The following is a 17,410-nucleotide window of genomic DNA, read 5'->3' as shown; positions in this document are numbered from 1 at the left end:
GCCGTGCAATGTCAGGGACAGGGCGGCGCGCATGGCTGCTGCGCCTGCGAAGCGCTGCCCGCTAGGCTCCGCGCACGAGATAGGCCGCCCCCTCGCCGTAGCTCGCGAGCTTCGCGCGCAGCTCCGGACCGGGCGGGTGGGGATGGAAGCCGTGGCGGGACCAGTAGGGCCCGGTGCCGCTCACGGCCACCAGGGCAATGGCCGCAAGGCCGCGGGCGCGCGCGAGGTCCAGAAGCCGCCCGACCGCCTGCGCGCCCAGCCCGCTCCCGCGCGCCTCGGGAAGCAGGGCGACGTCGTGCAGGTACAGGCAGTCCGCGCGTTCCGGGAGGGTGTCCAGAAGCGAGTCCAGCGCCGGCGCGCGGCCGATCAGCCACGGATGGCTGAGGAGATAGCCGAGCGCCGCGCCGCCGGCTTCCTCGGCCATCAGGCAGCCTGCGGGGAACAGGCGCAGCCGCTCCGCCGGGACGGCGCCGGACTCGGGATAGAGCGGATGGACGCGCTCGGCGATCGCCTCGACCTGCTGCAGGTCGGCCGCCGTCATGGGTCGCCAGCTCAATCCAGAACCTCCCGTCCAGCCCTTTCGATCGCGCTTCCAACCTGGCCTCGCTGCCGGCAGGATCCGCCCGTCCCGGTACCAGCTCCGGCGCCCGCCACCCATCCCGCAAAGACGGCCTCCTGTCCATGGGTCCCTTCGACGCTTCCTACCGCGATCTCGGCCGTCCGCTGCCGCGGCGCGCCCCAGCCTTCGTCGCCCTGATGGTCCTGCGCTTCCTGCCGGGCCAGGCGGCGCTGATGGCGTTCGCCGCGGCCGGGGCGATCGGCCTCATGGGGCTGGAGCCCGTCTTCCTGCGGCGCCTGGTCGACGCTCTCGGCGCGGCGCAGGGCGGTGCCGGCGGGGATGCGGCAGGGGCGGGCTGGACGGCGGGGATCCTGCTCTGGCTCATGGCGGTGGGCGGCGCCTGGATGGGGTCGGCGCTCTTCAACCGGCTGCAGGACTGGGCCGAAGGGCAGGCGGGGCCGGCGCTGCGCAGGCTCGTCCAGTCGGTTCTCTTCTCCTACGTAATGGAGCACGCGCCCCTCTACTTCCAGGAGAACCTGGCCGGGCGCCTCGCGCAGCGGGTCAAGCAGGCCGGCGACGCGGCGGTGGTGATCCTTGGCATCGTGCTTTTCGAGGTCGTCCGCACCGTGACGATCCTGGCCATGTCGGTCGCGATCCTCGCGGGGGAGAACGGGATCTTCCTCGGCGTGATCCTGATCTGGACCGTGGCCTTCCTGGGCACGGCCGTCCTGTGGGCGCCGCGCTGCCTGCGCCTGTCGGCCGAGGCCTCCTCCGCCGTTTCGGCCGTCGGCGGGCAGCTCGTCGACGTGATCTCCAACGCCTCGCTGGTGCGGTCCTTCGGGCGGATCGCCCACGAGCGACGGATGCTCTCGGAGACGCTCGGCGAGGAGATGGCGGCCGCGCGGCGGCTGCGCGCCTATCTGATCCGCATGCGCCTGGTCCAGTACAGCGCGACGATCCTGTTCCAGCTCGCCCTCGCGGGGCTCGCCGTCTCCGAGGCGCTGGCCGGCCGCATGGGCGTCGGGGAGTTCGTGATGGTGGTCTCGCTGGCCAACATCCTGGCCCTGAACGTCTGGATCCTGTCCCAGCGCGTGCTGGACTTCGTGGAGCAGACGGATGTTCTCGGCGAGGGGCTGCGTCTCGTCGCGGCGCCCCACGCAATCGTCGACCGGCCGGGCGCGCCCGCTCTGGCTGCGACGCGTGGCCGGGTCGAGTTCCAGGGCGTGCGCTTCGCCCATGCCGGCGGGCCGGCGGTGCTGGGCAGTCTGGACTTGGTGATCCGAGGTGGCGAGAAGGTCGCCCTGGTCGGCTCGTCCGGCGCCGGGAAGAGTACCCTCGTCCGACTGCTGCGGCGCGACTTCGATCCCGACGCCGGGCGCATCCTGATCGATGGACAGGACATCGCGGCGGTGACCCAGGCCTCCCTGCGCGCCGCGCTCGCCGAGGTGCCCCAGGACCCCGCGCTCCTGCACCGGAGCCTGCGCGAGAACCTGCGCTACGCCCGGCCCGATGCCGGGGATGCGGCGATCCTGCAGGCCGTGCGGCTCGCGCGCTGCGACGCCCTGCTGGCGCGGCGTCCGGAGGGGCTGGACGCCGTCGTCGGCGAGCGCGGCCTGCTGCTCTCGGGCGGCGAACGGCAGCGCGTCGCCATCGCGCGGGCGCTTCTGAAGGATGCGCCGATCCTAATCCTGGACGAGGCCACCTCGTCACTGGATTCGGAGATCGAGGCGCTCGTTCAGGATGCCCTGTGGCGCCTCTTCGAGGGGCGCACCGTGATCGCCATCGCCCACCGGCTGACGACCATGGCGCGCATGGACCGGATCCTCGTGCTCGATGCAGGCCGCATCCTCGAGGAGGGCAGCCATGACGAGCTGCTGGCGCGCGGCGGCGCCTATGCGCGCCTGTGGCTCCGGCAGGCCGGGGCAGGCGGCGCGGCTGTCGGCGCTCCGGATCCATCGTTCCGGCTCGCGGACAAGGTCTGAAGACGCTGCGGGGGCGGCCGGGCCATCCGCCTGGGTTGCCCGTCGGCGCCCCTTGATCGGCGGCTTCGGTGTGGCCGCGCACGGGGGGCGGACCGGAGCCGCTCGGCGTGTGAAACCTCACCCGACCGAAGCCCGTCTCGGCCCCGTCGGGGCAAGATTTCGTCCGGAAAAAAGACAGTTCATATCATTGCCGAGGCAGTAAAGGCCACCGCACCGGCCGCTATAGTTAACGCAAATTAACCAATTTGCGGCTTAATTTGTTGGTAATACTGAATCTTCATTCTCTGTTCTGAAGTGGACCTGATGGCATCGCTGAGGCCGCCGGGACCGCTGTGGTCGGTGATTTCGTCACGGTGGCGTTCGGCTTCGCCGGCACCGCCGCGTACATGGCATCCGCTGCGTGAGCGCCGCGGGGGGAACGGAAGGGTGATGCGATGATGAAGCGGGCTCTACTGGGAATGACGGCGGCTTTCGGCCTTTGGGCAGGTGCGGCCCTGGCGGCCGAGCAGGGGACCGCGGACGAGGCCAAGGTGCTTGCCGAGAAGGCCGCGGCCCATGTCAAGGCCGTGGGGCCGAAGGCCCTGGCGGATTTCGACGATCCGAACGGCGGCTTCATGGTGAAGGACCTGTTCGTGGTCGTCTACGACTCGAAGGGCGTGATCGTCTCCGCCGGCGGCAACAAGGCCCTGATCGGCAAGGATGCAACCAAGTTCCGGGACACCGAGGGCAAGGCCTTCGGGCAGGAAATCCTGGATACCGCCACGAAGAACGGCTCCGGATGGGTCGACTACAGCTTCCTGGATCCCGCGACCAAGAAGGTCCGGCCGAAGTCCAGCTACGCCGTCAAGGCCGGCGAGCAGGTCGTCTTCGTCGGCTATTACAAGTGAACCGTGGCGGGCGCGCAGGGTGAGGTGAGCATGATCTCGTGGCTGAACGACCGCCCGCTGGTGGTCAAGCTCCTCGTCGCGCCCGCCGCGATCCTGGCCATCTTGGTGGCTGCAGCGGTCGTCGTGCAGGGCGTGCTGCGCGACGAGCAGGCCGGCGTCCGCGAGCTCAGCGGCGGTGCCTTCGAGGCCTTCGCCCGCACCGTCCAGGCGGAGCAGGCCGTCGAGGCGCATCACCGCGGCATCTATCAGATGCTGTCGGTCGCCGCCAACGAGGCGGCCACCGGGCGGCTCGAGAAGATCCAGGCGGCCCTGCCGCAGGAACTGGCGCGTGCCCGCGAGGCGCTCTCCGTGCTTGCGGGGCTAGGCGTTGACGCGACGGCGCTGGCCGGGATCGGCGAGGCGGTGAACGCCTATGCCGATGCCGCCGGTACGGTCGTTGAGTTCGGCGCCGACGCCGGCATGGCGCAGACCATGATGCCCGCGGCCGAGGCCGCATTCGCGACGCTGCTGGAGAAGACCGCCGCCCTGCGCGAGGAGGCGGACCGTCACCGCCAGGCAGTCGCCGAGGACCTGGACCGGCGCCTCTCCGGCACGGTGCGGATGTTCCTGGTGCTGGTCGGCGTGGCGCTGGTCGCCTCGGTCGCGATCTCCGTCGCCGTCGCCCGGCTGATCTCGCGGCCTGTCGAGCATCTGACGCGGACCATGGGCTTGCTTGCGAGCGGGGACAGGACGGCGGCCGTTCCGGAGAGCCGGCGCAGGGACGAGATCGGCTCCATGGCCCGTGCGGTCCAGGTATTCAAGGACGGCCTGATCGAAGCCGAGCGGCTGAGCGCGGTGCAGCAGGCCGAGCAGGAGGCCAAGCGCCTTCGCGGCGAGCGCGTCGAGCGGCTGGTCAGCTCCTTCGAGGGCGCCGTCTCCGACGCGCTGCACACGGTCAGCGCGGCCGCAAGGACGCTGGACGGCACTGCACAGGGAATGGCGACCGTCGCCGACAGGACGAGCGCCCAGGTGGCCGCGGCCGCGAACGCCGCCGACCAGACGGCCGCGAATGTCGGCACGGTGGCTGCGGCGGCCGAGCAGATGGCCGCGGCGATCCGCGAGATCGGACAGCAGGTCGGCCGGTCCACGGCCGCGGCATCGGCAGCGGTCGACGAGGCCGCCCGCACGCGCGAGACGGTGCGTAGCCTGACCGAGGCCGCCCAGCGCATCGGCGACGTGGTTCAGCTGATCCACGACATCGCGAGCCAGACCAACCTGCTGGCGCTGAACGCCACGATCGAGGCGGCGCGCGCCGGAGAGGCCGGCAAGGGCTTCGCCGTCGTGGCCAGCGAGGTGAAGAGCCTGGCCAACCAGACCTCGCGGGCGACCGAGGACATCGACGCCCAGATCCGGTCGATCCAGGACGCGACGGCCGGCGCCGTCTCCGCGATCGCCAGCATCAGCGGCACCATCGGGACCATCAACGAGATCTCCGCCGCCATCGCAACGGCGGTCGAAGAGCAAGGCGCCTCGACCGCCGAGATCGCGCGCGGGGTGCATCAGGCCGCCGGCGGCACGCAGGAGGTCTCGGACACCATCGCGGAGGTCAGGCGCTCGGCCGAGGACAGCGGCGCCAACGCGGGCGCGGTGCTGACCGCCGCCGGCGACCTGTCCCGTCAGGCCGACCGCATGCGCGAGGAGGTCGAGCGCTTCCTCGCCGAGATCAAGAGCGCCTGATCCCGCACGCATCCGGGGGGGCGCCGGCGCGCGCTCCCCGGGGCTCTTCGCGTTCAGCTCCCGGCCGTGTCCGCGGCGGGGCGCGTGCCGTCTTCGGGCGGCAGGGAGCCGAGCAGGGCGCCGACGCGGGTCAGCGGCGGATGGTGGTCGAATATAATCTTCAGCGTCGCCAGGATCGGCACCGCGACGATGGCGCCGACCACGCCCCACAGCCAGCCCCAGAAGACGATGGAGCAGATCAGTGCCACCGGGTTCAGGGTCAGTCGGCGGCCCAGGATCATGGGGGTGAAGATGTTGCCCTCGACCCAGTTCAGCACCAGGAAGACGAGCGTCGGGATCAGCATCCAGCGCCAGTCGTCGTAGGTCATCACGGCCACGGTCGTGAGCACCAGGCTCGTCACCGTGCCGCCGATCATGGGCACGAACTTCATCAGCGCCGACAGGATGCCCCAGAGCAGGGCGTTGGGCAGGCCGAGCAGCCACATGGAGCCGCCGATGATCACGCCCATCACGGCATTGATGGCGGCGATCGTCCCCAGGTACCGGCCGACATGCTCGCGGATCGTGTGGGCGATGCGGTCGTATCGTTCTCGCCGCTCGGCATTGGGCAGCGACGCGATGGCGAAGTCCACTGTCCGGCGCCCGGCGAACAGGAAGAAGTAGAGCAGCAGCAGGATCACCAGGAAGTCTGCGCCGGCGAGCTTGGCCTGGTCGAGCATGCCGCTGAGCAGGCCGGCCCCAGGCACCGCGCCCGAGGGCGGCTCGCCGGGCGAGGCCGCGTTCTCGACCTGTCGCGCCGCCTCCTGCACCTGCTGGACGGAGTCGCGGATCCAGCCGAGCTTGGTGCGCACGCGTTCAATCACCTGGGGCGCCCGTTCGGCCCAGTCGCCGACCTGCTGGCCGACGATCCAGACGACGCCGCCAACCGCCAGGAGCAGGACGAGCGGCACGAGCGCGGCGGCGAGGGGCGCCGGGATCCTCACCCGCACGAGCCAGTCGACCACCGGCTGGAACACCAGCGTCAGCAGCAGCGCCAGTACCGTGGGGATCATCAGCGAGGATGCCGCCTTGAGGGCGAAGAGCACGGCCAGCACCAGCAGGCCCAGCAGGGCGGTCCGCTCCGGTCTGTCAAGGCGCAGCGCCGCCGCGGCGGCGCCGGCGAGCCTGGTTTCGCGGAGGTCGGGCATGGACGGGACCGGGGCCTTGCATGTTTAAAGGGCGTGCGGAAACGCCAGACGGAAGGAGCAGCCGCCATGCGCGGTGTCGCACGCATCATCAACGCAGCATCCCTCGCATTGTTTCTATTCGGGCTTCGGCCGGTGCCAGCCCTGGCCGAGGAGGTCGGCCGCTTCTCCAACGACTGGACCGGCAACGATCTCGTCGTCGAGGCGGTGGCCGATCCCAAGATCGAGGGAGTCACCTGCCATATCGTGCGCTTCGACCGCTCGCTGATCGACCGGCTCAGCAAGGGCAACTGGTTCGAGGATCCCAGCAACGCCTCCATCGCCTGCCGGCAGACGGGGCCGCTGCGGATCGGCAAGATCGATCTCGACCGCAACGGCGAGGAGGTCTTCTCGGACCGCATCAGCCTGATCTTCAAGGCGCTGGCGATCCGCCGTATCTACGACAAGCCCAACGACACGCTGGTCTACGTGATCCACAGCCGGCAGATCGTCGAGGGCAGCGCCAAGATGGCGATCAGCACGGTCCCGCTGCACGGGGCCGACGTGACCTGGATCGGGGCGCGGCCCTGACGGGCCGCGCCGCTCTCAGCCGCCGGGCTTCAGGCGCAGCAGGCGGAAGACCGCCGGCGCCAGGGTTACGATCATCAGGATGCGAAAGACGTGGTGCGTCGACACGTAGGCGACGTCCGCGTGCAGCGCCAGGGCGATCAGGCTCATCTCGGCCAGGCCGCCCGGCGCATAGGCCAGCACCAGCGTCTCTCCGGCTGCATCGGTCACGCGCTCCAGCGCCAGCGCCATTGCGACGGCCAGCCCCAGCATCGCGACCGTCAGACCTGCGGCCACGGCCGCCGCGCGCCCGATGGTCCGAAGGCCCACGCCGGCGAACCGGCAGCCCAGGGCGGCGCCGACCACGATCTGGGCCGCCGCGACGAGGACCCCCGGGGGCCGTCCATCCGTGACGCCCGCGAGGTGCAGGGCCGCGGATGCGAGCATCGGGCCGATCAGCGCGGCGGCCGGCAGCCGGAGGCGCGCGGCGACCGGCGCCCCCAGGGCGCAGACCGCCAGCAGCATGAGGTCCCAGGCCGGGATCGCACCCATGCCCGGCCCGAGCGCCCCGCGTCCCCCGGGCACGTAGCCCTCGAAGATGCGGAACCAGAACGGGATCGTCATCACGACGATCATGATGCGCACGCTGTGCACCAAGGCGATCATCCGGTCGTCGCCGCCCATGGCACCGCCGACCAGGACCATCTCGTTGAGGCCGCCGGGCGCGGCCGTGAAATAGGCCGTCACGGGGTCGAAGCCCGCGATGCGCCGCAGGTACCAGATGCCCACGGCCGTCGCCGCGCAGACATAGAGGGCGAGCCCGCCGAGCGAGAGCGCCCAGGCCCCGGCCTGGCCGAGGATCGACGGGGTGAAGGCACTGCCGAGCATGACCCCCAGCACCATGATCATCACGGCGCGCAGGCGCGGAGGCACCGCGACCCGCAGCCCCGCCATGGCCGCGACGGCGCAGGCGACCATGGAGCCGATCATCCAGGCCAGCGGCAGGGACGCCCAGGCCGCGAGCGCGCCGCCAGCGGTCCCGATCGCCAGCGCCAGGCCGGCGCGGCGCAGCAGCATCGCCGTGCCGAGGCTCATGGGGTGCCCGCGAGGCGGCCGAGCCGCACGGCGGTCTGTCCCGGATGCGGCTGACGCGCCGGCATCAGGAGCACGCAGTCGGGATAGGGCGTCGCGATCGGACGGCCGCCGTCATGGCCGATCACGGTTCCCGGCGCCGCGACCAGCTCCAGGCTTTCGAAGCCCCGCGTCCAGGTGAAGGGCTCCGCGCCGGCCGTGACGACCTCCGTGATCTCGACGAACCGGCGCGGCACGTCCGCGCCCGACAACCCGGCGGGGAGGTGCGGCGCCGCATCCTCCGCATCGATGACGCCCTGCTGAACCAGGAAGCGCAGGCTGCCCTCGATCGCGGCCAGTGCGCTCGCGCGGGCCCAATGCTGCCCGCATTCCAGCAGCACGGCCGTGCGATGCTCCTCCGGCGCGGCGAAGGGTCGGTAATCGATCAGCCGTGGGCCCGCCACATGCCCGCCGTCGGCGACCACCCAGCCCGGCCAGCCGAGCTCGCGCGCCAGCCGGCGTGCGCGACCCGCCCGCCCGCACAGCAGCAGCGGAGGTCCCGGAAGCTGCATGGAATGCAGATCGAGCAGGGCATCCGCCTGCGCGTAGAGCGGGCGCAGCGCGCGGGCCCGGTCCAGCTCCACGCCGCGGCGCGGCCCGTCCAGGATCGCGTCGTCCCAGACCCGGTTCATGTCCTCCTCGACGAAGCGCGAGCGCGCCGGGTGCCGGGGGTCGAAGCGGGCGAAGGCGGCGACATTGGCGTGCACCAGCGTGATGTGCCCGCGCCGCGGGCGGATCGAGCGGTGCAGGAAGTCCAGCGCGATGGCGCCGCCGAGCTCGTTTCCGTGCATCAGCGCGTTGATCAACGCATGCGGTCCCCGCACGCCCGAGTCGTAGGTGGTGGCGAATTCCGTCCCGGTGTTGCCGCGGCGGAAAGGGGTGATGTCCGGGGGTGCCAGCTCGACCGGCGGATCGGTCGCGTTCAAGGGAAAGTGTCTCCTGGGGGGCGGGCAAGTTTCCGTCGACGGCCGGCTGGACGGGCCTGTATAGACTGTAGCACGAATGTGACGGTCTCCAGACGCCCCGGGCCGGGTATCGGCCATGACGGGGCCGCAGGGCGCCGTGTCGCGGAGGGACAATGAGTTTCGTTATCGAGGACGTGCTGGTCAGGGCGGAACCCCTGGGCGAGCGTCTTCCCGTCGTGGTCGATTCCCCGCACAGCGGCAACGTCTATCCCCCCGATTTCGGCTTCGTCTGTCCCATGCCGGTGCTGCGCCAGGCCGAGGACAGCTACGTGGACGAGCTGTTCGCGGCCGCGCCCGAGGCCGGCGCCGTGCTGCTGGCGGCGCTGTTCCCGCGAACCTACATCGACGTCAACAGGGCGCCGGATGACATTGACGCCGGGCTGCTCGACGGCCCCTGGCCGTGGCCTCTCTCGCCCTCGGACAAGACCGCCGCGGGGATGGGCCTGATCCGGCGACTGTGCCGGCCCGGGCAGCCGATGTACGACGGCCGGCTGACCGTCGCGCAAGTGATCGAGCGCATCGAGCGCTGCTACCGTCCCTACCACGAGGAGCTCTGCGCCGCGATCGAGGGGCTGCATCGCCGGTTCGGGCGGGTCTATCACCTGAACTGCCACTCCATGCCCAGCATCGCGGTCGCGGACCGCAGCGGCCCCGTCGACTTCGTGCTGGGGGACCGGGACGGGACGACGAGCGATCCCGCTTTCTCGAACTTCGTGTGCGAGGTCCTGACGGAGCTCGGATACCGCGTGCGCATGAACGACCCCTACAAGGGCGTCGAGCTGGTGCGGCGCTATTCCGATCCGCGCCGCGGGATCAGCAGCCTGCAGATCGAGATCAACCGCGCCCTCTACATGGAGGAGCAGAGCCTGCGCAAGACCTCCGGGTTCGAGGGGCTGCGCGCGGACGTGACGACCCTGCTCCACCGCATCGGCGACTTCGCTCGCCTCTCCCTGGCGGAAGCCGCCGAGTAGGCGGCGTCCGCGCCGGCGGGAATACGACGGCGGGAATGCGCCGTCCGGGGAACCGGCGGTGCACCGGTGGGTTCTTCCTTCCACCGATCCGGTCGCGGCGGGGCCGGGCCCCGGATGCGGGCACCGGCCCCTGGGGAAGGCGGAGGGATGGCAACCGAAGACAGCAGCCAGGCGCAGGCCGCGCCGCTTGCGCCGAGTGCCCCCTCGTCGCTCTCGCCGTTCCGCTATCCCATGTACCGGGCGATCTGGATCGCCACCCTGGTCTCGAATCTCGGCGTGTGGATCCAGTCGGTCGGCGCCTCCTGGCTGATGACCTCCATCGCGCCCAGCGCCGACATGGTGGCGCTCGTGCAGTCCGCGACGGCGCTCCCCGTGCTGCTCTTCTCGCTGGTGGGCGGCAGCCTCGCCGATCTGTGGGACCGCCGGCTGGTCTTCCTGACGGGGCAGCTGATCGTGCTCGCGGGGGCCGTGGCGCTCGCGATCCTGCAGGGGCTCGGGAGCATCACGCCCTGGCTGCTGCTGGGGCTGACCTTCGTCCTCGATTCAGGCTCCGCCCTGCGCCAGCCCGCCTACCAGTCCACGGTCGGCGAGCTTGTCCCGCGGTCCGAGCTGGTCGCCGCCATCTCGCTGAACAGCATCGCCTTCAATCTCGCGCGGTCGGTCGGGCCGGCGCTCGGGGGCCTCGTGGTCGCCAGCATCGGCGTCCAGGCCTCCTTCGTGATCAACGCGCTCTGCAACCTCTTCATCATCGGCGTCCTGCTGACCTGGCGGCGGCCCCGCCCGGTCAGCGAACTGCCGCGCGAGACCTTTCCCGAGGCCGTGCGGGCGGGCTTCCGCTACGTGCGTGGCTCGCCGGCCATTCTCGTGGTGATGCTGCGCTGCTTCGTCTTCACGGCGCTGGCCGGCGCGGTCTGGGCGCTTCTGCCGCTGGTGGCGCGCCACGACCTCGGCGGCGGGCCCATGACCTTCGGCATCCTGCTCGGCTGCTTGGGCGCGGGCGCGATCCTCGGCGCGCTCGTCATCGGCCCGCTGCGGCGGCGCGTCCCTGGCGGCGGGCTCGTGGCGGCGGGGTCCCTGGGCTTCTCGGTGCCGTGCCTGGCGATCGCCGCGGCGCCGACGCTGTGGGTCGCGGTGCCGGCGCTCGTGGTTGGGGGCGCGGCCTGGATGACGACGCTGTCGAGCTTCAACGTGATGGTCCAGGTCTCCTCGGCCAACTGGGTGAAGGCGCGGGCGCTTGCGATCTACTTCATGGCGCTTTTCGGAGGGCTGGCCCTGGGAAGCTGGTGCTGGGGCCATGCGGCGGAGGCCTTCGGGAACCAGGCCGCGCTTGCGGGCGCCGGCGCGGGACTCCTGCTCAGCCTGCTGCTTGTTCCGGTCACGCGCCTGCCGGCGGACCTGAACCTGGACCTGTCGCCGCTGACCGAGACAGCGGTTCCGACGCTGGCGCCCGGGGTCGTGCCAGGTAAGGCGAGCGTCGCGGTCACCATCGAGTACCGGATCGCGCCCGAACGCGCGGCCGAGTTCCTGCGCGCGATGCGTCCGCTGCGCCGCCTGCGGCTGCGCGACGGCGCGCTGCGCTGGACGATCTACCAGGACTCCGCCGATCCTGGCCGCTGGATCGAGGCCTTCATCCTGCCTTCCTGGTCGGCCGACCTGCGGCACCAGCGGCGCCTGACCGCCGCGGACCGCGTGATCCTGGAGCGGGCCGCGTCCTTCCACCAGGGCCCGGAGCCGCCGCGGACATCGCACCTGCTGGCGCGCGGGGCGCGCCGCATGGGATGGCCGCCGGGCCGGTGACGGCGGGGCTCAGGGCAGGAACTGCTCCTTCAGGATCCGCTCCTCGAGGCTCTGGTCGGGATCGAAGAGGAGCGTGAGCTCGACCGCGCGGTCCTCGCAGACGTCGACGCGGACCACGTCGCGGACCTCGGTGAAGTCCGCCACCGCGCTGACGGGGCGCTTGGGCGCCTCCAGGATCTCGAAGGAGACGCGCGCCTCGTGCGGGAGCAGCGCGCCGCGCCAGCGGCGCGGCCTGAACGCGCTGATCGGGGTGAGCGCCAGGATTCCCGCCCGCAGCGGCACGATGGGCCCGTGGGCGCTGAGATTGTAGGCGGTGCTGCCGGCCGGCGTCGCCAGCAGGCAGCCGTCGCAGATCAGCTCGGGCAGCCGCACCACGCCGTCGATGCTGATGCGGAGCTTGGCGGCCTGGCGCGTCTCGCGCAGCAGCGAGACCTCGTTGATGGCGAGGCCCTGCACGAGCTCGCCGGAGACCTTCGTGGCGCGCATGCGAAGCGGGTGGAGCGGCACCCGCCGTGCGCGCGCGACCCGCTCGGGCAGGCCGTCCTCGGCATACTCGTTCAGCAGGAAGCCGACGGAGCCGCGGTTCATCCCGTAGACCGCGACGGGGCGGCCCAGGGTCGCGTGAAGCGTCTCCAGCAGGAAGCCATCGCCGCCCAGCGCCACGACGACGTCGGCCAGGCGCGGGTCGCCGGCGCCGTAGCGCGCCTCCAGCCGCTGCTTGGCCTCCCGCGCGTCCGGCGTGTCGGCGGCCGCGAAGGCGAGGGATAGCATCCCCTCAGCCGCCGGTGACGGACATGTGGCGCGACACGGCGGGGCCGTGGCGTCGGCGGTCGATCACGAAGTCATGTCCGCGCGGCTTGCGGGAGACCGCGTCGCGGATGGCCGAGACCAGCGCCGCCTCGTCCTCCGAGGCGCGCAGAGGACCCCGCAGGTCGGCGGCGTCCTCCTGGCCCAGGCACATGTAGAGCGTGCCCGTGCAGGTCAGGCGGACCCGGTTGCAGCTTTCGCAGAAATTGTGCGTCAGCGGGGTGATGAAGCCGATCCGCTGCCCGGTCTCGCGGCAGCGGGCGTAGCGCGCGGGGCCGCCGGTGCGGTAGTCGGTCTCGTCCAGCGTCCAGCGTTCCTCGAGCTGCGCGCGCACCCGGGTCAGCGGCAGGTACTGGTCGAGCCGGCTCTCCGCGCCGAGGTCACCCATGGGCATCACCTCGATGAACACCAGGTCGAAGCCATGCTCGCCGCACCAGGCGACCATGCGGTCGAACTCGTCGTCGTTGACGCCCTTGAGCGCGACGCAGTTGATCTTGACGGCCAGACCCGCCGCCTTCGCCGCGGCCAGGCCGTCCACCACGGGCTCCAGCTTGCCCCAGCGGGTGATCGCGCGGAACTTGGCGGGGTCGAGCGTGTCGAGCGAGACGTTGATCCGCCGCACGCCGGCATCGCGCAGCTCTTCGGCGAAACGGGTGAGCTGGGAGCCGTTGGTGGTCAGCGTCAGCTCGTCCAGCGCGCCCGAGCGCAGGTGCCGCCCGAGCGAGCGGAAGAGCGACATCACGTTCTTGCGGACCAGCGGCTCGCCGCCCGTCAGGCGCAGCTTGCGCGTGCCAAGGGCCACGAAGGTCGAGCAGACCCGGTCCAGCTCCTCGAGCGAGAGGATCTCGGCCTTGGGCAGGAAGCTCATGTCCTCGGACATGCAGTAGACGCAGCGGAAGTCGCAGCGGTCGGTGACCGAGACCCGCAGATAGGAGATGGACCGCCCGAAGGGGTCGATCAGAGGCGGCAGGCCGCCGTCCGCCGGGGCTCCTCCCTCGGTGATGATCTCGCTCATGCCGTTCCGTCCTCCCGCCCGCGGTCCCAAGTGGTCGCCGGACCCGCGTCTGCCATCCCTATACCATAGTTGGATGCGACGAGCGCGTTCGCAACATCATCCCTCCGACTGCCGAACTTCCGCTGCCCGAGGGACGGCGCTAGCCTCCGGGAAAAGGACGGACCCGACCCATGAAGAAGATCCTGACGGCCCTGATCGTCGTCGTGGTGGTCGTCGTGGCGGCGGCCATCGCAGTGCCGATGCTCGTTCCCGTCGAGCCGAGCGCGCGCGCTCTGGCCGCGTCCCTGGGCCAGCGCATCGGCCACGAGGTGGCCCTCGACGGGCCCATCGGGCTGAGGGTGCTGCCGCGCCCCTCCATCGAGCTGCAGGCCGTGCGCGTCGCCGGCAGCAACGGCGGCCCCGACCTCGCGCGCATCGGCAAGGTTTCGGTGACCCTGCGCCCGCTGCCCCTGCTGACGGGCCGGATCGTCGTGGACGAGCTGGTCCTGGCCGATCCCGACATCAGGCTGGCGCGCGATGCCGGTGGCCGCGGCAACTGGGAGCCCCAGGCCACGGCCGGACGTCCGGCCCCGGGCGGCTCCGGGACCGAGCCCGGCGCGCCCAGCGAGCCCGTGGAGCCCGCCGGTGCCGGGGGCGGGCCCGTTTTCGAGACCATCGAGATCCGCAACGGCCGCGTCGAATGGACCGATGCGGCGGCTGGCACGCGTCACCTGGCCGAGGCGATCCAGGCTCGGGGGAACTGGTCCGGCCTCTCGGCCCCCGCGGCGGTCGAGGGTACGATGACGCTGGACGGCCGGCCCATGACCGTCGCCGCGTCCCTGGGTGCCGGCGATCCCGGCAGCCGCCCCCTGACCCTGAGCCTGAAGGGCGGTCCCGCGACCCTCGCCTTCGATGGAACGACCGATACCTCGGCGCCCGGCCTGGCCGGCCGCATCGAGGTCAAGGCGGAGTCCCTGGCGGCAGCCGGCGCCTGGCTCGGCACGGGCGGGCAGCTTCCGGCGGAGGCCGCGTCGCTGGCGGGCCGGATCGAGGCGCGGCGCGAGCGCGTCGCCCTCGCCGGGGCTGAGCTGGCGCTTGGGCCTGACAGGGGCCGCGCCGACCTGGCCCTGGCCCTCGGCGGCGCCCGCCCGCGCCTGACGGGATCGCTCGCCACGGGCCGCGTCCGCCTCGACCGGCCGGTCGCGCCGGCGGGCCCTCCGGGGCCCGCCCCGGCTGCCGATCCGGCCGCGGGCGGAGCTGGAGGGTCGGCCGGTGCGCCGGCGCCGGCCACTCCGGTCCCGCCCGACCAGCCCATCGACATGGCACCGCTGCGCATGCTGGACGCGGCGCTAGACATCGCGGTCGAAGGCGTCGGCGGCAAGGGCCTGGATCTCGGCGCGACGAAGGCGAAGCTGACGCTTGAGGACGGCCTCCTGCAGCTCGCAGTCGCCGACACGGCCCTGCACGACGGCACCATCGGCGGCCGCATTGGTCTGGACGGCCGCCGCCCGATGCCGGCAGCCTCGCTCGACCTGCGGTTCAACGGCGTGCAGGCGGGCCCGCTGCTCGCCCAGGCCGCTGACTTCACCGCCCTTCAGGGCCTGGCTTCCGGCACGCTGTCGCTGCGCGCCGAGGGCTCGACGCGGCGCGCGATGCTCGCCTCGCTGGACGGGGAGGGCGCGGCGCAGCTCCGCGACGGGTCCTTCCGCGGCATCGACCTGCTCCAGGCGCTGCAGGGGGCCGTCGCGGTGCTGCGCGGCGGCGCTCCGAGCGAGGGCGGCGAGCGCACCGACTTCGCCGATCTCGGCGCAAGCTGGACGATCCGCGACGGGATCCTCGGCACCGAGGATCTTTCCCTGAAGGCGCCGCTGCTCGCGGCGAGCGGCCGGGGCACTGTGGACCTGCCGGCGGCCACCGTCGACATGCGCATCGAGGCCCGCACCGAGGGGATCGACTTCGCGGTGCCCCTGCAGGTGCGCGGCCCGCTGGCGAAGCCCGGTGTCAAGCCGGACCTGTCCGGCCTCGCCGGGCAGGCCCTCGGCGGCCGGAAGCCCGAGGAGGCGGTGAAGGGCGTGCTCGACGGGCTGTCGGGCGGCGGCAAGCCGATCGACGCTCTGAAGGGGCTCCTCGGCCGCTGATAGGTCCGGCGGAACGGGCCTAGGGGGTCAGGCCCGGCAGTCCGCCAGGCTGCGCCGCTGCCGGGCCTCGGCGTCGAAGTTGGAGGGGTCCAGCCAGCGCTCGAAGCCCCGGCGGACGGCCGGCCACTCGCGGTCGATCACCGAGAACCAGGCGGTGTCCCGGTTGCGCCCGCGCACGACCACGGCCTGCCGGAACACACCCTCGAAGGTGAAGCCGAGGCGGGCCGCGGCCCTGCGCGACGGCTCGTTCAGCGCATCGCACTTCCACTCGCAGCGCCGGTAGCCAAGCTCGTCCAGGGCCCGGCGCATCATCAGGTAGAGCGCCTCCGTCGCGGCCGCCGTGCGTTGCAGGCGCGGGGCGAGGGCGATGTTGCCGATCTCGATCACTCCGTTGGCGGGATCGATCCGCATGTAGCTCGCGACGCCGACGGCGCGGCCCTCGGCATCGAGGATCGCGAAGAACATCGGGTCGTCGCCGGCCGCGGCTGGCTCGGCCCAGCGCCGGTAGTCCGCCACCGAGGCGAAGGGCCCGTAGGACAGGTAGGTCCACATCCGCCCTTCGGTATCGGCGGCATAGGCGGCGTGCAGGTCGGCCGCGTGGCGCGCGGGGTCCAACGGCTCCAGACGGCACAGCCGCCCGGTGATGGGCGCACGCGGCGGCCGCGGTCGCGGCGCCCAGCCTTCGACGTCGGGACCGACCGGCTGGCCAAAGGCGTTCGTGACGTGCATGCGGCTGGGATCCGAAGACGGTTGCGGGCAGGCCAGTCCTACGCCGCCGCGCGTGTGGCCGCAACCGCCGCGACGCCGCCTCCGGAGCTGCCCGGAGGACGGCTTGCTCAATCCTGGTCGCGGTCGAGGACCTCGAGCGTGACGACGCCGATGTCGATCACCTGCTTGCCGGCGTCCTCGAAATTCGCGGTCACGCGGCGTCCGATCACCGACTGGACCTGTCCGATGCCCCAGTCGGGGCGGCCCGGAAGGCGCACGAAGGCGCCGGGGACAAGGAATGGGTCGCTCAAGCTGCCTCTTGCCGGACCGGGGTGGAGTGCGCCACGGTGTCAGTTCCGAAAATCGAAAGTTCCCGGAGCAGTTGCCGTGACCGTAGCCCTGGACATTCGGGTCCTCGAACTTCTGTGCTCGCGGCTCTGCCATGAGTTGGTCAGTCCGGTGGGCGCGGTCAACAACGGCGTCGAGCTGATCGAGGAGATGGGCGCGGACATGGCCGACGAGGCCATGGGCCTGATCGCCCACAGCGCGCAACAGGCCGCGCGCCGGCTGCAGGTGCTGCGGCTGGCCTACGGCGCCGCGGGCACCGATGCCTCGTCCTTCGGCGAAGTCCGGACCGCGGCGGCCAACTACCTTTCGGGATCGAAGATCGCGCTGGAATGGCCGGCCGGTGTGCTGGACGACGCGCTGGCGGGCCATCGTGGCTTCGCCAAGGTGCTCCTGAACCTGATCATCATGGGCGAGGATGCGCTGGCCTATGGCGGGACGCTTGCGCTCGTCGGATCCGGGGGCACCGTCACGGTCTCGGCGCGCGGGCGGGCCGCGGCGCTGAAGCCGGACATCCGGACCGCCTTCGACGGCGCCTGCGCCCCCGGCGACCTGTCGCCGCGGACCGTGCACGCCTACGCGACCGGCCGCTTCGCCGAGAACTACGGCCTGTCCATCGCTCCGTCGGAGACGCCCGACCGCCTGGACCTGCAGCTCAGCATCGCCGCGTAGGCGCCTGC

At 72.0% G+C, this 17,410-nt stretch carries 16 protein-coding genes; 8 read left to right on the top strand and 8 right to left on the bottom strand.

All coding sequences use genetic code 11. From position 1 onward, the window contains the following. Positions 1-61: 61 nt before the first annotated feature. Positions 62-556 carry a GNAT family N-acetyltransferase gene (locus tag JUB13_RS01470; protein ID WP_236024646.1) on the bottom strand — a complete coding sequence of 165 codons (495 nt, stop codon included), beginning with the start codon at positions 554-556 and terminating at the stop codon, positions 62-64. 125 nt (positions 557-681) lie between these two features. Between JUB13_RS01470 and JUB13_RS01465 the strand changes: the two genes are divergently transcribed. The 3 genes from JUB13_RS01465 (at position 682) to JUB13_RS01455 (ending at position 5,144) form a co-directional block, all read left to right on the top strand. Beyond that, a complete protein-coding gene (locus JUB13_RS01465; protein WP_207476578.1) occupies positions 682-2,541 on the top strand; it encodes an ABC transporter ATP-binding protein in 1,860 nt (619 codons plus the stop codon). A gap of 434 nt (positions 2,542-2,975) precedes the next feature. Next, positions 2,976-3,428, top strand: coding sequence for a cache domain-containing protein (locus JUB13_RS01460; RefSeq protein ID WP_207476576.1), 453 nt, complete (start codon positions 2,976-2,978; stop codon positions 3,426-3,428). 30 nt (positions 3,429-3,458) lie between these two features. Continuing rightward, entirely contained in the window at positions 3,459-5,144 is a 1,686-nt protein-coding gene (locus tag JUB13_RS01455; RefSeq protein WP_207477406.1) for a methyl-accepting chemotaxis protein, read from the top strand. A gap of 53 nt (positions 5,145-5,197) precedes the next feature. Here the strand turns inward: JUB13_RS01455 and JUB13_RS01450 are convergent, their stop codons facing one another. Continuing rightward, positions 5,198-6,331 carry an AI-2E family transporter gene (locus JUB13_RS01450; RefSeq protein ID WP_207476574.1) on the bottom strand — a complete coding sequence of 378 codons (1,134 nt, stop codon included), beginning with the start codon at positions 6,329-6,331 and terminating at the stop codon, positions 5,198-5,200. Positions 6,332-6,397: 66 nt separating this feature from the next. Between JUB13_RS01450 and JUB13_RS01445 the strand changes: the two genes are divergently transcribed. Beyond that, on the top strand, positions 6,398-6,898 hold the full coding sequence (locus JUB13_RS01445) for a CreA family protein (protein ID WP_207476572.1): 501 nt from the start codon (positions 6,398-6,400) through the stop codon (positions 6,896-6,898). Between the two features lie 15 nt (positions 6,899-6,913). On the opposite strand, the gene JUB13_RS01440 is transcribed toward JUB13_RS01445, so the two are convergent. Further along, positions 6,914-7,969, bottom strand: a complete 1,056-nt coding sequence (locus JUB13_RS01440; protein WP_207476570.1) for an AbrB family transcriptional regulator — start codon at positions 7,967-7,969, stop codon at positions 6,914-6,916. Continuing rightward, positions 7,966-8,931 (bottom strand): M14 family metallopeptidase, encoded by a 966-nt coding sequence (locus JUB13_RS01435; RefSeq protein WP_236024645.1) that lies wholly within the window; start codon positions 8,929-8,931, stop codon positions 7,966-7,968. Before JUB13_RS01435 ends, JUB13_RS01440 begins: the two co-directional genes overlap by 4 nt. Positions 8,932-9,083: 152 nt before the next feature. Here JUB13_RS01435 and JUB13_RS01430 point away from each other — a divergent pair, with 152 nt between their 5' ends. Continuing rightward, complete coding sequence (locus tag JUB13_RS01430) at positions 9,084-9,941, top strand: N-formylglutamate amidohydrolase (protein WP_207476567.1); 858 nt, start codon at positions 9,084-9,086, stop codon at positions 9,939-9,941. 147 nt (positions 9,942-10,088) lie between these two features. Next, entirely contained in the window at positions 10,089-11,738 is a 1,650-nt protein-coding gene (locus JUB13_RS01425; RefSeq protein WP_207476565.1) for an MFS transporter, read from the top strand. 9 nt (positions 11,739-11,747) lie between these two features. On the opposite strand, the gene JUB13_RS01420 is transcribed toward JUB13_RS01425, so the two are convergent. Both JUB13_RS01420 and moaA read right to left on the bottom strand, forming a co-directional pair. Then, positions 11,748-12,509, bottom strand: a complete 762-nt coding sequence (locus JUB13_RS01420; RefSeq protein ID WP_207476564.1) for an NAD kinase — start codon at positions 12,507-12,509, stop codon at positions 11,748-11,750. A gap of 4 nt (positions 12,510-12,513) precedes the next feature. Next, a complete protein-coding gene (moaA, locus tag JUB13_RS01415) occupies positions 12,514-13,560 on the bottom strand; it encodes a GTP 3',8-cyclase MoaA (protein WP_207476563.1) in 1,047 nt (348 codons plus the stop codon). A gap of 170 nt (positions 13,561-13,730) precedes the next feature. Here moaA and JUB13_RS01410 point away from each other — a divergent pair, with 170 nt between their 5' ends. Further along, the gene (locus JUB13_RS01410; RefSeq protein ID WP_207476562.1) at positions 13,731-15,677 is read left to right on the top strand and encodes an AsmA family protein; all 1,947 of its coding nucleotides are present in this window, start codon (positions 13,731-13,733) and stop codon (positions 15,675-15,677) included. Between the two features lie 27 nt (positions 15,678-15,704). Here JUB13_RS01410 and JUB13_RS01405 read toward each other — a convergent pair whose 3' ends face one another. Together JUB13_RS01405 and JUB13_RS01400 are read right to left on the bottom strand one after the other, a co-directional pair. Next, complete coding sequence (locus tag JUB13_RS01405) at positions 15,705-16,406, bottom strand: GNAT family N-acetyltransferase (protein ID WP_207476561.1); 702 nt, start codon at positions 16,404-16,406, stop codon at positions 15,705-15,707. 107 nt (positions 16,407-16,513) lie between these two features. Next, positions 16,514-16,696, bottom strand: a complete 183-nt coding sequence (locus JUB13_RS01400) for a DUF3553 domain-containing protein (RefSeq protein WP_207476560.1) — start codon at positions 16,694-16,696, stop codon at positions 16,514-16,516. A 76-nt stretch (positions 16,697-16,772) separates the two neighbouring features. On the opposite strand from JUB13_RS01400, the gene JUB13_RS01395 reads away from it, so the two are divergent. After that, complete coding sequence (locus tag JUB13_RS01395; protein ID WP_328702836.1) at positions 16,773-17,402, top strand: histidine phosphotransferase family protein; 630 nt, start codon at positions 16,773-16,775, stop codon at positions 17,400-17,402. Positions 17,403-17,410: the final 8 nt, after the last annotated feature.

Origin of the sequence: Arenibaculum pallidiluteum (genome assembly GCF_017355985.1) — a bacterium.
Taxonomy (GTDB): domain Bacteria; phylum Pseudomonadota; class Alphaproteobacteria; order Azospirillales; family Azospirillaceae; genus Arenibaculum; species Arenibaculum pallidiluteum.
The sequence above is the reverse complement of the archived record's forward strand: the minus strand, read 5'-3'. Positions and strand labels throughout refer to the sequence as shown.

What these genes read in the sequence shown, in the direction of transcription:
- JUB13_RS01455 (WP_207477406.1), top strand. Translation starts at nt 3,459, where the DNA reads ATGATCTCGTGGCTGAACGACCGCCCGCTGGTGGTCAAGCTCCTCGTC.
- JUB13_RS01465 (WP_207476578.1), top strand. Translation starts at nt 682, where the DNA reads ATGGGTCCCTTCGACGCTTCCTACCGCGATCTCGGCCGTCCGCTGCCG.
- JUB13_RS01410 (WP_207476562.1), top strand. Translation starts at nt 13,731, where the DNA reads ATGAAGAAGATCCTGACGGCCCTGATCGTCGTCGTGGTGGTCGTCGTG.
- JUB13_RS01450 (WP_207476574.1), bottom strand. Translation starts at nt 6,331, where the DNA reads ATGCCCGACCTCCGCGAAACCAGGCTCGCCGGCGCCGCCGCGGCGGCG.
- JUB13_RS01430 (WP_207476567.1), top strand. Translation starts at nt 9,084, where the DNA reads ATGAGTTTCGTTATCGAGGACGTGCTGGTCAGGGCGGAACCCCTGGGC.
- moaA (WP_207476563.1), bottom strand. Translation starts at nt 13,560, where the DNA reads ATGAGCGAGATCATCACCGAGGGAGGAGCCCCGGCGGACGGCGGCCTG.
- JUB13_RS01445 (WP_207476572.1), top strand. Translation starts at nt 6,398, where the DNA reads ATGCGCGGTGTCGCACGCATCATCAACGCAGCATCCCTCGCATTGTTT.
- JUB13_RS01405 (WP_207476561.1), bottom strand. Translation starts at nt 16,406, where the DNA reads ATGCACGTCACGAACGCCTTTGGCCAGCCGGTCGGTCCCGACGTCGAA.
- JUB13_RS01460 (WP_207476576.1), top strand. Translation starts at nt 2,976, where the DNA reads ATGATGAAGCGGGCTCTACTGGGAATGACGGCGGCTTTCGGCCTTTGG.
- JUB13_RS01425 (WP_207476565.1), top strand. Translation starts at nt 10,089, where the DNA reads ATGGCAACCGAAGACAGCAGCCAGGCGCAGGCCGCGCCGCTTGCGCCG.
- JUB13_RS01440 (WP_207476570.1), bottom strand. Translation starts at nt 7,969, where the DNA reads ATGAGCCTCGGCACGGCGATGCTGCTGCGCCGCGCCGGCCTGGCGCTG.
- JUB13_RS01420 (WP_207476564.1), bottom strand. Translation starts at nt 12,509, where the DNA reads ATGCTATCCCTCGCCTTCGCGGCCGCCGACACGCCGGACGCGCGGGAG.